The 12,816-nt window shown below is 40.4% G+C and carries 12 protein-coding genes; 2 read left to right on the top strand and 10 right to left on the bottom strand.

Annotated elements, in window-relative coordinates; genetic code table 11:
* The first annotated feature begins 18 nt into the window (after positions 1-18).
* Together HMPREF9455_RS00145 and HMPREF9455_RS00140 are read left to right on the top strand one after the other, a co-directional pair.
* Positions 19-375 carry a P-II family nitrogen regulator gene (locus HMPREF9455_RS00145; protein ID WP_006797524.1) on the top strand — a complete coding sequence of 119 codons (357 nt, stop codon included), beginning with the start codon at positions 19-21 and terminating at the stop codon, positions 373-375.
* Between the two features lie 42 nt (positions 376-417).
* Positions 418-1,836 (top strand): ammonium transporter, encoded by a 1,419-nt coding sequence (locus tag HMPREF9455_RS00140; protein WP_006797523.1) that lies wholly within the window; start codon positions 418-420, stop codon positions 1,834-1,836.
* A gap of 178 nt (positions 1,837-2,014) precedes the next feature.
* Here the strand turns inward: HMPREF9455_RS00140 and HMPREF9455_RS00135 are convergent, their stop codons facing one another.
* From HMPREF9455_RS00135 to HMPREF9455_RS00090, 10 genes are all read right to left on the bottom strand, one after another.
* Positions 2,015-2,458, bottom strand: a complete 444-nt coding sequence (locus HMPREF9455_RS00135) for a VOC family protein (protein WP_006797522.1) — start codon at positions 2,456-2,458, stop codon at positions 2,015-2,017.
* A gap of 91 nt (positions 2,459-2,549) precedes the next feature.
* Positions 2,550-3,020, bottom strand: coding sequence for a GyrI-like domain-containing protein (locus HMPREF9455_RS00130; RefSeq protein ID WP_006797521.1), 471 nt, complete (start codon positions 3,018-3,020; stop codon positions 2,550-2,552).
* 140 nt (positions 3,021-3,160) lie between these two features.
* Positions 3,161-3,499 carry a YegP family protein gene (locus HMPREF9455_RS00125; RefSeq protein WP_044215372.1) on the bottom strand — a complete coding sequence of 113 codons (339 nt, stop codon included), beginning with the start codon at positions 3,497-3,499 and terminating at the stop codon, positions 3,161-3,163.
* A 175-nt stretch (positions 3,500-3,674) separates the two neighbouring features.
* Positions 3,675-4,499, bottom strand: a complete 825-nt coding sequence (gene pyrF, locus HMPREF9455_RS00120; protein ID WP_006797519.1) for an orotidine-5'-phosphate decarboxylase — start codon at positions 4,497-4,499, stop codon at positions 3,675-3,677.
* Complete coding sequence (gene prfA / locus HMPREF9455_RS00115; RefSeq protein WP_006797518.1) at positions 4,496-5,581, bottom strand: peptide chain release factor 1; 1,086 nt, start codon at positions 5,579-5,581, stop codon at positions 4,496-4,498. The genes pyrF and prfA overlap by 4 nt, the downstream gene beginning before the upstream one ends.
* Positions 5,582-6,141: 560 nt before the next feature.
* Positions 6,142-8,976, bottom strand: coding sequence for an excinuclease ABC subunit UvrA (gene uvrA, locus HMPREF9455_RS00110; RefSeq protein WP_006797517.1), 2,835 nt, complete (start codon positions 8,974-8,976; stop codon positions 6,142-6,144).
* A gap of 27 nt (positions 8,977-9,003) precedes the next feature.
* Positions 9,004-9,984 (bottom strand): lytic transglycosylase domain-containing protein, encoded by a 981-nt coding sequence (locus HMPREF9455_RS00105; RefSeq protein WP_006797516.1) that lies wholly within the window; start codon positions 9,982-9,984, stop codon positions 9,004-9,006.
* 89 nt (positions 9,985-10,073) lie between these two features.
* Positions 10,074-10,892, bottom strand: a complete 819-nt coding sequence (gene ispE / locus HMPREF9455_RS00100) for a 4-(cytidine 5'-diphospho)-2-C-methyl-D-erythritol kinase (RefSeq protein WP_044215268.1) — start codon at positions 10,890-10,892, stop codon at positions 10,074-10,076.
* A 108-nt stretch (positions 10,893-11,000) separates the two neighbouring features.
* Positions 11,001-11,897: a diaminopimelate dehydrogenase gene (locus tag HMPREF9455_RS00095; protein WP_006797514.1), complete on the bottom strand. Its 897-nt coding sequence runs from the start codon at positions 11,895-11,897 to the stop codon at positions 11,001-11,003.
* A gap of 60 nt (positions 11,898-11,957) precedes the next feature.
* Entirely contained in the window at positions 11,958-12,647 is a 690-nt protein-coding gene (locus HMPREF9455_RS00090; RefSeq protein ID WP_006797513.1) for a DUF2461 domain-containing protein, read from the bottom strand.
* Positions 12,648-12,816 lie beyond the last annotated feature (169 nt).

Raw genomic sequence — 12,816 nt, 5'->3', positions numbered from 1 at the left:
CTATAATTACTATTTAAAATGAAAAAAATCGAAGCGATTATCCGCAAATCAAAATTTAATGAAGTACGCGCTGCGTTGCACGAAGCTGATATAGACTTCTTGTCGTGGTGGGACGTAAAGGGACAGGGCAGCGCCCGTCAAGGATTAATATTCAGGGGAATAGCATATGATGTGAACGCTATAGACCGCATATATATTTCATTCGTGGTAAGAAATATAAATGTAGAAAAGTCAATAGACGCTATACTAAAATCGGCATATACGGGAGAAAGCGGTGATGGACGCATCTTCGTTTCCAGTATCGAGCAGTCGATACGCATACGCACTGGAGACCACGGCGATGAGTCGTTGTATGACAAAGATGAAGATAAATAAGGATTTGGTTATAAAATTAGGTTAAGGTAAAAACAAGAAAATATGAAACGAAGATTATTTAAGTATATAACTATATTGCTGTTCGCTTCGCTGACTCTCCCCACAGCCGTAATAGCACAAGATTCATTGGCTACAAGTACAGATTCTTTACAGGTGGTTGCTACTACCGTTGTAGAGGGAGTAGCCGCAGCAGAAGCCCCTGCAACACTGGACTCTGGAAATACAGCATGGATGATAGTTGCAACCATACTGGTATTGATGATGACTGTACCCGGACTAGCCTTGTTTTATGGAGGTCTGGTACGTCAGAAGAATGTTCTAAGTATTATTATGCAATGTCTCTTTATAACAGGCGTTATCAGTATATTATGGATAGCATTCGGATACAGTTGGGTATTCGGTACAAGTTTTATGGAGTCTGATAGCGCCTTAGGGGCAATAATCGGAGGATGGGACAAAGTATTCCTGTGCAGTCTCACGCTCGATACCCTTACGGCCGGAAATATTCCTGAAATACTGTTTGCATTATTTCAATGTATGTTTGCAGTTATTACCCCTGCCCTTATTATTGGTGCATTCGCCGAAAGGATCAAATTTTCGGGATATGTTGTGTTCATCATTCTTTGGTCCATTATAGTTTACAACCCTATGGCGCACTGGGTGTGGGGAGGCGGATGGCTTCAGGAAATGGGTGCCATTGACTTTGCCGGAGGTACTGTCGTACACATCAATGCCGGTATCTCAGCCTTGGTAATGGCTCTCATGCTGGGACGTCGCAAAGGATACAGAACAATAGGTCATCCATTTACCCCTCACAATATACCATTTGTGTTCATCGGTACAGCATTACTATGGTTAGGATGGTTTGGGTTCAATGCCGGTAGCGGACTTGCTGCTGACGGGCTTGCCGCAAATGCGTTCCTTGTAACTCATCTGGCAACCTGTGTGGCCGCAGTAGTATGGATGTCACTGGAATGGTTCTTGTACAAAAAACCTACTATAGTGGGCTTCTGTACGGGAGCAGTAGCCGGACTTGTAGCAATAACTCCGGCAGCAGGAACAGCTGATGTATTAGGAGCATTCGCCATAGGCGGCATCTCTGCACTTGTATGCTTCTTCATGGTTGCTTATGTGAAACCAAAACTGAAATATGACGACTCTCTGGATGCGTTCGGTGTACATGGTGTAGGTGGTATTGTCGGATCAATTCTTACAGGTGTATTTGCCACACAGGCAATTACCGGGGCAGAAGGTGTGCAGGGTGCTTTATATGGCGACTGGAACCAGCTTTGGATACAGGCAATAGCTACCGGAGCATCAGTTGTTTACAGTGCAGTACTTACATTCATCCTGTTCTTCATCGTTAATAAAACAATCGGGCTTAGAGTATCTAAAGAAGAAGAAGCTGTGGGGCTGGATATCTCCCAACATGGAGAATTCGCTTACAGTGAAAACGAATAAAAATAATCGAGATTACATTATACTATAAAAACACGACGAGAAAAGCGGGATATAGGTTCTTATCTATTCCCGCTTTTCATTTTAAGGTCTCAGACCTTTTTATTGCTTTACAAAGACTGTTATAAACTAATAGTATATCATTAAATACTTTCTTTTACTTATATTCTGCAGACTGAAATTAATTTTCAAACTTCTTCATATCCTCCAACAAATCCTGATCCCATTTATCTAAAGGCAGGCTTGCATATAATTCTATCAAATTACCCTCTGTATCTCTCAAGTGCACCGTACGACAACCCCAACCTGTCATATCGGTCGGCTCGTTAATAAACTTCACACCACGCGACGAAAGTTCTTTGTAAGTTTTATCCACATCATCTACTTCAAGAATTATAGCAATCTTCTCCCTGCAATTTTCCGGTAACGATAGGTCTGTATTACCTACAGCCGGAGCCATCAGATCGGAAGGAAAAATGGAGAGGCCTTCACTATCGCTTACTTTAAAGCTGGCATACTGTCCGCCAATTTCACCCCAGGTCACCTCCAGCCCCAGCTTTTCGGAATAAAATCTGAAACACTCGTCAAAATCTTTTACTAATAGTCTGATACCATTTAGTTTCATAGTTTTCATTTTATTGTTAGTAGTATATGCAAAAATAGTCAGAAGCTACTGCTTTTTTTGTGTAAAAAAGCGACATTCAGGTCTTTAATCTTTACTTCAATGCAATTACTATTTTTGTCAGATATTCACTTTCAGGATATTCTATCCCGTTATAATAATACTCATACGAAATTCCTGCTGACTCAAATCCATTTTCCTTAATCCATTTTATCATATCTTCGTATACAGGCATCAACTCGGCATATGAACCTCTGTACATGCAAAAAGCGATTTTACCTTCGGGTATCACGTCCGGTTTAATATCTTCTTTTTCCGGAAGCTTCTTTGATACGGGAAAGCCGATTTGTATAAGCATATTATCCTCATCCATATTCTCATAATCAGGAAAAGCTACAAAAGGGACATCTGTCATCTGTTCCCCTAATTCTTTCAGATAAGCTGCCATCCGGGCAAAGCTCCGGCCTATGATAGATGGCAGTTCTCCGAGATTCGTCTTTACTTTAATACACAAAATGGGCTGCTCTCTTTGCCTCAACAACTCTACATTCGACATTCTTGGCATAAAAGTTCCTCCTTTATAATTAAATTACCTAATCTCTCCTTAGTGATAAAAGTTTTACCGTTTTTTAAAGATAGGAAATAAAAATAAAAAACGAAGACTCCTTACCGAATCTCCGTTCACATATAATAAATGTCTAGCCTTTATTTTTCCACCGTCAGGTCTACCACCTCTGCATCAGGAGCGTTTTTCTTAACTGAGGCAATACCATTATCGCGGCTGGCAACAGTTTCATACATTTCACTTGTACCGATAATCTGTCCGTTTGTTGCTTTCAGATTAAAATATGGCTTACCGTTCTTTGCCTCCAGCTTATCAAAGCGGGCATCTACCTGACTGTTTTTCTTTACAGATTCAATTCCGTTTTTACAGTTTTCCTTAGTTGTATAGCCTTCGCTTGTAAGTATCACTTGTCCGTTACTAGCTTTAAGATCAAACTGGTATTCACCGCTTTTTCTCTTCTTGATTTCAAATTTTCCCATTTTGTTTTGTTTTAAAAGTTTATATTTAGGATAACGCAAGTTTACAACAAAAAGTTCAGTTTTCATATTTTTTACACATATATTTATCTTACACCTTGCAGGAAAACATGCACTAAAACAAAATGAGCCTCGTAAAATGAATTTTACGAGGCTTCATATTTTTAGATAGACGTTATCAAATGATCTGTTCCAGATAACCGGCCATCTCCGCTTGTACCTTCTTAGCCTCTGCCGTTGCAGCAAAAGCAAATTCACGTGTATTATCTGCATAAATAATCGCACGCGATGAATTAACCAGTAGTCCGCATTGCGAATTCATACCGTATTTTACTACTTCGGCCAGACTGCCTCCCTGAGCTCCTACTCCGGGTACTAACAGAAAATGATCAGGCACAATCTTCCGGATATCGGCAAACATTTCACCTTGCGTAGCCCCGACCACATACATCAGTTGCTCATCGGTAGCCCACTCTTGAGATTTCTTCAAAACTTTCTCAAATAAGCGTTCTCCTGCTTTATCTTCTGTTAACTGGAAGTCAGCAGAACCCTTATTAGAGGTTAGAGCCAAAAGAATAACCCATTTCTTCGGATACTTCACAAACGGCTTCACACTGTCTTCTCCCATATAAGGAGCCACAGTCACGGCACTTGCTTTCAGGTGTTCGAATGCCGATACGGCATACATTTCAGACGTATTGCCTATATCCCCCCGCTTGGCATCGAGTATGATAAACTGATCCGGATACTTGATCCGTATGTATTCTATCGTCTTCTCCAGAGCAATAATACCTTTCACTCCATGGCTTTCATAAAAAGCAGTATTGGGTTTATAGGCCACACAATATTTGGCTGTGGCATCTATAATGGCCTTGTTAAAAGCATATATAGGATCTTCCTCTTCCAAAAGATGAGAAGGTATCTTTTTTATGTCCGTATCCAGTCCTACACACAGGAAGGATTTTTTCTTTTTAATATTTTCAAATAATTCTTGCTTCGTCATAGTTCACTCTCTTTTAATCTTTCTGTATTCTCTGCTATAATCAACTGGTCTATTATCGGTTGTATCTCGCCATCCATAACACCTGACAAGTTATAGAGTGTGAGGTTGATGCGGTGATCAGTCACTCTTCCCTGCGGATAGTTATATGTTCGGATCTTAGCAGACCGGTCACCCGTAGACACCATCGTCTTGCGTTTCGATGCTATTTCGGCCTGATACTTGGACAATTCTATATCATACAGTTTTGTCCTCAACATCTGCATTGCCAATTCCCTGTTTGCCAACTGGGAACGAGCTTGCTGACAGACAACAACCAATCCTGAAGGCTTATGTGTCAATTGTACTTTTGTTTCCACTTTATTTACATTCTGACCTCCTGCCCCGCTCGATCTGGCTGTTTGCATCTCTATATCGGCCGGATTTATTTCCACATCGACTTCCTCTGCCTCGGGTAATACGGCAACGGTAGCAGCTGATGTATGCACTCGCCCTTGTGTCTCAGTAGCGGGTACACGCTGTACTCGATGTACACCCGATTCGTATTTCAATATTCCGTAAACACCTTCACCTGTAACGGTGAATATTACTTCTTTATATCCGCCCGAAGTACCTTCTGTTAGGCTGGTTATCTCTGTTCTCCACCCTTTGAGTTCACAATATTTGATATACATACGGTAAAGATCACCTGCAAAAATAGCAGCTTCGTCTCCACCTGTACCTCCACGTATTTCTACAATCGCATTCTTACTATCTTCGGGATCGGCAGGGACTAACAGGAGTTTTATTTCCTCCTCAAGTTCCGGTAAACGTACATTAGCTGTATCAAGTTCTTCTCTGGCCATCTCCCGCAGCTCAGCATCATTCTCCGAGTCGAGAATATTCTTAGCTTCTTCCACATTAGTCAGCAACTGTTTATACTCGTTACGGGCTATGCTGATTTTCTCCAGATCACGATATTCTTTATTCAACTTGACATATCGCTTCATATCAGCAATAACTGAGGGATCGGTTATTAGCTTGCCTATTTCTTCGAAGCGCATAACCAAAGTATCAAGTTTTTCCAATAAAGATAGCTGACTCATAGTAATTTATTCCTTTTCCTTTAAATTCGGGGACAAAGGTAAAAATAAGTTGTAAGTTATGAAATTATATAATATAAGTATTTTCAACAACTCAATAATAATTAAATGATAATGAATATATAAAAAACAGAAAGTCCGCGAAATCACCTTCGCAGACTTCCCAACCTTAACACAAACTTTACAAAACTACACAATAGAGCTGATTGCAGCCTGATATTTGGTTCATTCGTAATTTCAGGAACCAACTCTGTGTTCGATTATATTTTCTAAGATAAAGATAACGTGTACCCACATAGTAACATGCTATCAATTCTTCTTATTTTATTTCTTTTCTGACAAAAACAGATATTGGAAACTATAGGTTGGATATGACATTCTCCCGTTCAAAGTAGTAAGTGAAATTATCTATTGACATGAGGAAGCCCTCATTTTTCTTTACATTTCTACCTTCAAATGTTATAGTTGCCGTTTCTCTATTATCACTCGACAAAGATAGTAAATTTTACACATTGGCAATAGATAATATCTATTTTTTTGAAAAAATTATCTTTTCTCGTAAATTAACTTAACTCATCTCTTAGATATTCAGCGGTAAAGCTATTTTTCTCTTTGATGACCTCTTCCGGTTTTCCGACAGCAACAACTGTTCCTCCTCCGATTCCCCCATCAGGCCCCATATCTATAATATAATCGGCACTTTTTATAATATCCTGATTATGTTCGATCACGATGATTGTATTGCCTCTGTCTACCAGTTTGTTTAGTACACCCAGTAATACTCTGATATCTTCGAAATGAAGACCTGTTGTAGGTTCATCTAATATATATATAGTATTTCCTGTGTCTATTCTGGCCAGTTCGGATGCAAGTTTTATACGCTGCGATTCTCCTCCCGACAATGTAGTGGAGGGCTGACCAAGTTTGAGATATCCCAGACCTACTTCCTGCAACATTTTCACTTTATGCAATATAACAGGTACATTTTCGAAAAACTCAACAGCCATATTGATTGTCATATCCAGCACATCAGCAATAGACTTACCTTTAAAGCGGACTTCCAACGTTTCTCTGTTGTAGCGTTTTCCATGACATTCTTCACATTGCACATAAACATCAGGAAGGAAATTCATACCGATAGTCTTATAACCGTTTCCTCCGCATACTTCACACCGCCCGCCTTTTACATTAAATGAAAATCGTCCGGGTTTATAGCCTCTGATTTTCGACTCGGGGAGCCCGACAAAAAGGTTACGGATATCGGAAAACACACCCGTATAGGTCGCAGGATTGGAACGCGGTGTACGGCCGATAGGCGATTGGTCTACACTGATAACTTTATCCACATTGTCAATTCCGTCTAATGTCTTATATGGTAGCGGATCGGCCAATGACTTGTATAGGTGCTGGCTCAATATCGGTTGCAGCGTTCCGTTTATAAGACTAGATTTGCCACTACCCGATACTCCTGTCACACAAATGAATGTATTGAGCGGGAATGTGACTGATACATCTTTCAGATTATGTCCTGTCGCACCTTTTATCGTTATTTTCTTACCGTTACCTTTTCGCCTTTTCTTCGGGATCTCTATTTTGAGCTTACCGTTCAGGTAATCAGCTGTCATTGTACTTGCACTAAGCATTTCTTTCGGAGTTCCCGCAAACACGACCTTACCTCCGCGACGTCCGGCATATGGTCCTAAATCGACTACATAATCGGCATCCAGCATAATATCTTTATCGTGTTCTACTACAATGACCGAATTGCCCGAATCACGTAATTTCTTCAACGAATCTATGAGTCTGTTGTTATCCCGTTGATGCAAACCAATACTAGGCTCGTCCAGTATGTAAAGAACGTTTACCAGTTGAGAGCCTATCTGCGTGGCAAGCCTGATTCGCTGACTTTCTCCACCCGAGAGTGTTACCGAGGCTCTGTTCAATGACAAATAATTCAAACCCACATCGAGTAGAAACGAAAGACGGGATGCAATTTCTTTCTTTATTTCCTGGGCTATCAGCTGCTGGCGTTCCGAGATATGTACATCCATATCTTGTATCCATTCATACAAGCGTTGAATATCCATTTCCGCCAGTTCTGCAATATTCTTTTCATTTATCTTGTAATGAAGAGCTTCTTTATTCAGGCGCTGACCATTGCAATCTGGACAAACATCAGTTTTAATAAACTGCTCTGCCCATTTCTGAGCCGATGCCGAAGAATCACTATCCTGTTGCATCTCGATATATTTAGCTACACCTTCAAATGCCACTACATAATTCGATGTTCCCAACGATTCGTTTTTAATCTGTAAACGCTCGTCGGTGCCGAACATGATATCATCCATTGCTTCTTGTGGTATATCCTTTATCGGGGTTTTGATAGAGACACCATGCTTTTCGCAGATGGCTTCTATTTGCCAGAAGAACAGTGAATTTTTATATTTTCCAAGCGGGGCTATACCACCGGCATAAATACTAAGTTGGGGTTTGGGTACGATTTTACCCATATCTATCTGGTTGACTACCCCCAATCCTTTACAACGGGGACATGCTCCGTGCGGTGAATTGAATGAAAATGTATGTGGAGCAGGCTCGCTATAAGACAGACCTGTGGTAGGACACATCAGCTGACGGCTGAAATGGCGTACGTCCCCGGTTTCTACATCCTGAATCATTATAAGTCCGTCTCCCTGTTTCATCGCCGTGCGCAAACTGGCTTTCAGATTATCTGCAAATTTATTGGACACCTGCAACTTATCTATCAGGACTTCGATACTGTGCATTTTATACCTGTCGACACGCATGCCGGGAAGTATTTCCCGTATCACACCATCGACACGCACTGTAAGGTAGCCTTTCTTACTGATTTGCTCGAACAGCTCTTTATAATGTCCTTTACGGTTCCGGACTACAGGGGCAAGCAAGTATATCCTTTTCCCGATATAACGCTCCATAATGAGTTCCAGAATCTGCTCTTCTGTATATTTTACCATTTTCTCCCCTGTAAGGTAAGAATAGGCATCTCCTGCACGTGCATACAGCAAGCGAAGGAAGTCATATATTTCAGTGGTTGTACCTACCGTAGAACGGGGATTCCGGTTAGTTGTTTTTTGTTCGATAGAGATAACCGGACTAAGCCCCGTTATCTTATCCACATCAGGACGCTCCATACCTCCCAGAAAATTGCGGGCATATGCCGAAAATGTTTCAATATATCGTCTTTGTCCTTCGGCAAAGATAGTATCGAATGCCAATGATGATTTTCCGCTACCGCTAAGGCCTGTAATGACTACAAGCGAATCGCGGGGTATTTCTACGTCTATATTTTTGAGATTGTGAACGCGTGCTCCATACACGCTTATCGTTTCTTTTGTTTCCTGTGTATTTGTTTCCATTAAATAAAAATGTTCTTTACTAAACACTTATCTGTCTCTGTAAATCCAGGCCTTATCGTGTACTTTTATTTTCTCACCCTTTTTATAATAGAGCGATTCCTGCGTAGGTAAAAGGATTGTATATGAACTACGGCTTTTGGAAGTAATAGTTAGTTTTCTATCCCTGAGCCATGAATTGAAATCTTTCAACTGAGCATAAGTAAGTCCTTTTTCTTTGGCAAAACCCGCCAAATCGGAGATAGATTGTGTTACTTCTACTTTTGTAAACTCGATAGGTTTGTATAAATCGTTTTCGGTAAGTACAAACCCGTATTTGGACGGATCTTCGAATATTTGCTTAATTGCCAGCATACGGTAATAATAGCGGGTAGTCTCGTTTACCAGCCATAGATCGAGACTATCTTCGGCCTGCTGCTTATCCAGTTCGGTACTTATCCTTCCTTGTCCTGCATTATAGGATAAAGCGACGCTCGCCCAACTTCCATATTTGGCATAAGCCTCTTTGAAGTAACGGCATGCAGCTTCTGTCGATTTTTCTATCGAATATCGTTCGTCCACTTCCGAGGATACTTCCAATCCGTAGCTGGGTGCAGTTTTAGGCATAAATTGCCACAATCCGGCCGCTCCGGCCGACGAAACCGCACGGTGATCGAGGCTACTTTCTATTACGGCGAGATATTTAAAATCTTCAGGAATACCATTTTCCTTCAATATAGGTTCTATAATAGGAAAATAGCGATTAGCTTTCTTTATCAGGAGTAAAGTTGTAGAATGTAGATAAGTAAACCCGTTTATCTCACGGTCATAACGCTCATGCAGATCATACCTGTCCAGCACGAGCTCTTCTCCGGCAAACTCTACCTTATGGGGAACTTCTACCGACTTAGTCATCGACAGCACATAGGGTACTTTCGATTGTACTTCTTCGCCGCTGTTATTGGAAAGTAAAAAAAATGCCAGAAAGCATAATATGAGGACAGAAAGAGAATATATTATATATTTTTTCATCAGAGAAAATTAAATCTGTTTTTTGAATAGATAATAACTATCAAAGGTACGATTTTATTTTCAGAAATGAAATTACGTATACAGCCCTATTATGCAGGTCCCTGCCATACAAAGCAGTCCTGATAAGAGTTTTGAATATCAGACTGTTCTTCCTTAAAAATTCCAAAAACAGAAGAGCCCGAGCCTGTCATGGATGCATACAGTGCTCCTTTCTTATATAAATCCTCTTTCAGACCATCAATTAGAGGATATTTGGTAAAGACACTTTTTTCAAAATCATTCACCATTAACCCTTTCCAGCCGGAAACAGGTTGTTTTATGATTTCCTTCAATGATATATAAGGCTGTTTCGGCTTTATTTCGGCAAAGGCATCTTTAGTAGGTACATGGATATCCGGTTTAATCAGTACTATAAAGTATCCTTTGAGAGATAAATTGATATTTTCAAATACTTCTCCTATTCCACTAGCAAATACGGGCCGGTTGTAGATAAAAAAAGGACAGTCGGCACCCAGTTGGACAGCTAACGCGGCCAGTTCCTCGTCGGAAACTTTCAGCCCAAAAGTGCTGTTTATAAGTTTCAACATAAAAGATGCGTCTGCCGACCCCCCTCCAAGTCCTGCTCCAAAGGGAATCTTTTTTAAAAGATGTACCTCAACCGGAGGAAATTTATACTTAGTCCGCATCAGCCTCAAGGCCTTCATTACCAAATTGTCTTCGGCAATAGAATCCACTCTTATTCCGGCTTCAATAAAGGTGTCGGAAGACTGCTCTTCACGGATTATTATCTCCAGAGCATCTTTAACCTCAATGGGGTAAAAGATGGTTTCCAGATTATGATATCCATCTGCCCGCTTAGATACAATATTCAGGCCTAAATTTATTTTCGCGTTGGGGAAACAAATCATATTTTTGAATGAAGAGCGAAGAATGAAGAACGAAGAATGAAGAATAGAAAGTGTTGTAACATGCAATACCCTATTCTTAATTCTTCATTTTTAATTCTTCATTAATTTTTACACTAATTTCTTTATCAAGGCTTCTTTATCGCCATATATATAATCTATTATAGGCACCTCGATCATAGTGTACGCTCCCGGCTTTTGTTTCAGGGTAGCACGTGCCGACGCCACAAGTACCTGAGCAGTAAGAGCAGGATTATTTATCTTCATGTTGAAGTCCAGAAGTTGATTCTGTGTATCTCCAGAAACACCTTTGCGCACCATGTTTACGCCATGTCCCATATCTTTGAGGTTATCTACACATTCTACCTGCATCACATGCGTTTCGTCATGTGCGAAATAGTCGTCAGCTTTGATCGCTGCCGCTACATCAGCAAAATTATGTCCATCTTCCACTTCTATATAAACCATACGACGATGAATCCCCGTACCCACAGGAATAGTCATGGACAATGCCGCTTTTACTCCTTTTATGGCTTTCACTGCAACCGTATGTCCCATACTCATACCCGGACCGAAATTGGTATAAGTGATACCTTTAGGCGCCATAAATTCGAACATGGAACGCACCATAGAATCTGTACCCGGGTCCCATCCCGCTGAGATAATAGACACTGTATTGTTAGCTTTGGCTACTGTATCCAGCGACTTGCGCAAAACAACGATCCCACCATGTATATCGTAGCTGTCCACAGTATTGATTCCGGCGGCAAGGCACTCTTTTGCATATTCTTCGACACTGCGTGTAGGCGTACAAAGTATTGCCACCTCTACATCTTTCAGTTCTTTCACTGCCTTTACTACAGGATATTTTTTCAGTTCGTCCGGAACATTATTAGGGTCGCGGCGGACAATACCTGCCACTTCGAAATCCGGTGATGATAGTATCGCATCCAATACATATTGCCCGATATTTCCGTATCCGACAATTGCTGCTCTGATTTTTTTCATTGAAATGTATTTTTAGTTATGAATTATGGGTTATGAGTTGTAAGTTAAAAAAATAGCGGATTAATCCAAAGTCGCTTCCTTCATAAAGTTATAAAGCCATTCCATGGCCACAAAGTCTTCTTTCATCAGGTTAGCAAAATCGGCAGAGAACAACTCTTCTCCTACCGGCCTATGCTTACTCACCCATATACCTTTGCGCTGTATCCATGGCTGAAAATATTCGGACAAGTCGTTAACTATCGGGCGTTTATATTCTTCCCCGTTTATAGTATATCCCCTATCTAAGACCGTTTTTTGAGTTATTCGCTGAAATTCTTCGGCATCGTAGGTTATCTCTTCCCTGAATGCATCCATCACTTTCTTCTTCGGTTGAAAAAGGCCCAGTCCAAGTGTATATCCCTCACCGGAAATATCCAGAAAATAGCCCGGATGATCTTTCCATACATCATTTGTAACAGGTATCTGGAATGCCATCCACATAAAATCCTTATATGGGTCTTTGTTTTTAGAAAAACGAATATCACGGTATATCCTTGACAGACAACGATGCGGCCGCAGTTCGAATAATGGATCTATATTGTGCATAGCAGGCGATAATGTAGCAACTAATGCTTTCAACGGATTCAAAACCTCTTTTTCGTAGATATGCTTGTGTTCATCGAACCATTCTTTATAATTATTCTCTTTCAGGTCATTAAAGAACCTGAACGTCTCCGGAGTAAAACCTTTAAATGTTTCTATTTTAGCCATATTATTTTACTTAATAAGCAAAAGATAGTATTTGATGCGACATTACTTGATCGTAGCCAGCTATTGTTACTACAGATGCAAAAATAATAAATAGGTCTGCGACCTGTCATAAAAAAAGGATAACAAATCTATAAAGAAAAAGATTGTTATCCTATATTTTTTTAGCATC

The sequence above is a fragment of the Dysgonomonas gadei ATCC BAA-286 genome (assembly GCF_000213555.1).
Lineage (GTDB): Bacteria > Bacteroidota > Bacteroidia > Bacteroidales > Dysgonomonadaceae > Dysgonomonas > Dysgonomonas gadei.
This window is presented reverse-complemented; position numbering and strand designations above follow the sequence as displayed.

Excerpts from the sequence above, each read along its gene's own strand:
- uvrA (WP_006797517.1), bottom strand. The coding sequence starts at position 8,976 with ATGGAAACAAATACACAGGAAACAAAAGAAACGATAAGCGTGTATGGA.
- HMPREF9455_RS00145 (WP_006797524.1), top strand. The coding sequence starts at position 19 with ATGAAAAAAATCGAAGCGATTATCCGCAAATCAAAATTTAATGAAGTA.
- HMPREF9455_RS00135 (WP_006797522.1), bottom strand. The coding sequence starts at position 2,458 with ATGAAACTAAATGGTATCAGACTATTAGTAAAAGATTTTGACGAGTGT.
- HMPREF9455_RS00140 (WP_006797523.1), top strand. The coding sequence starts at position 418 with ATGAAACGAAGATTATTTAAGTATATAACTATATTGCTGTTCGCTTCG.
- HMPREF9455_RS00105 (WP_006797516.1), bottom strand. The coding sequence starts at position 9,984 with ATGAAAAAATATATAATATATTCTCTTTCTGTCCTCATATTATGCTTT.
- HMPREF9455_RS00090 (WP_006797513.1), bottom strand. The coding sequence starts at position 12,647 with ATGGCTAAAATAGAAACATTTAAAGGTTTTACTCCGGAGACGTTCAGG.
- HMPREF9455_RS00130 (WP_006797521.1), bottom strand. The coding sequence starts at position 3,020 with ATGCCAAGAATGTCGAATGTAGAGTTGTTGAGGCAAAGAGAGCAGCCC.
- HMPREF9455_RS00095 (WP_006797514.1), bottom strand. The coding sequence starts at position 11,897 with ATGAAAAAAATCAGAGCAGCAATTGTCGGATACGGAAATATCGGGCAA.
- prfA (WP_006797518.1), bottom strand. The coding sequence starts at position 5,581 with ATGAGTCAGCTATCTTTATTGGAAAAACTTGATACTTTGGTTATGCGC.
- pyrF (WP_006797519.1), bottom strand. The coding sequence starts at position 4,499 with ATGACGAAGCAAGAATTATTTGAAAATATTAAAAAGAAAAAATCCTTC.
- HMPREF9455_RS00125 (WP_044215372.1), bottom strand. The coding sequence starts at position 3,499 with ATGGGAAAATTTGAAATCAAGAAGAGAAAAAGCGGTGAATACCAGTTT.
- ispE (WP_044215268.1), bottom strand. The coding sequence starts at position 10,892 with ATGATTTGTTTCCCCAACGCGAAAATAAATTTAGGCCTGAATATTGTA.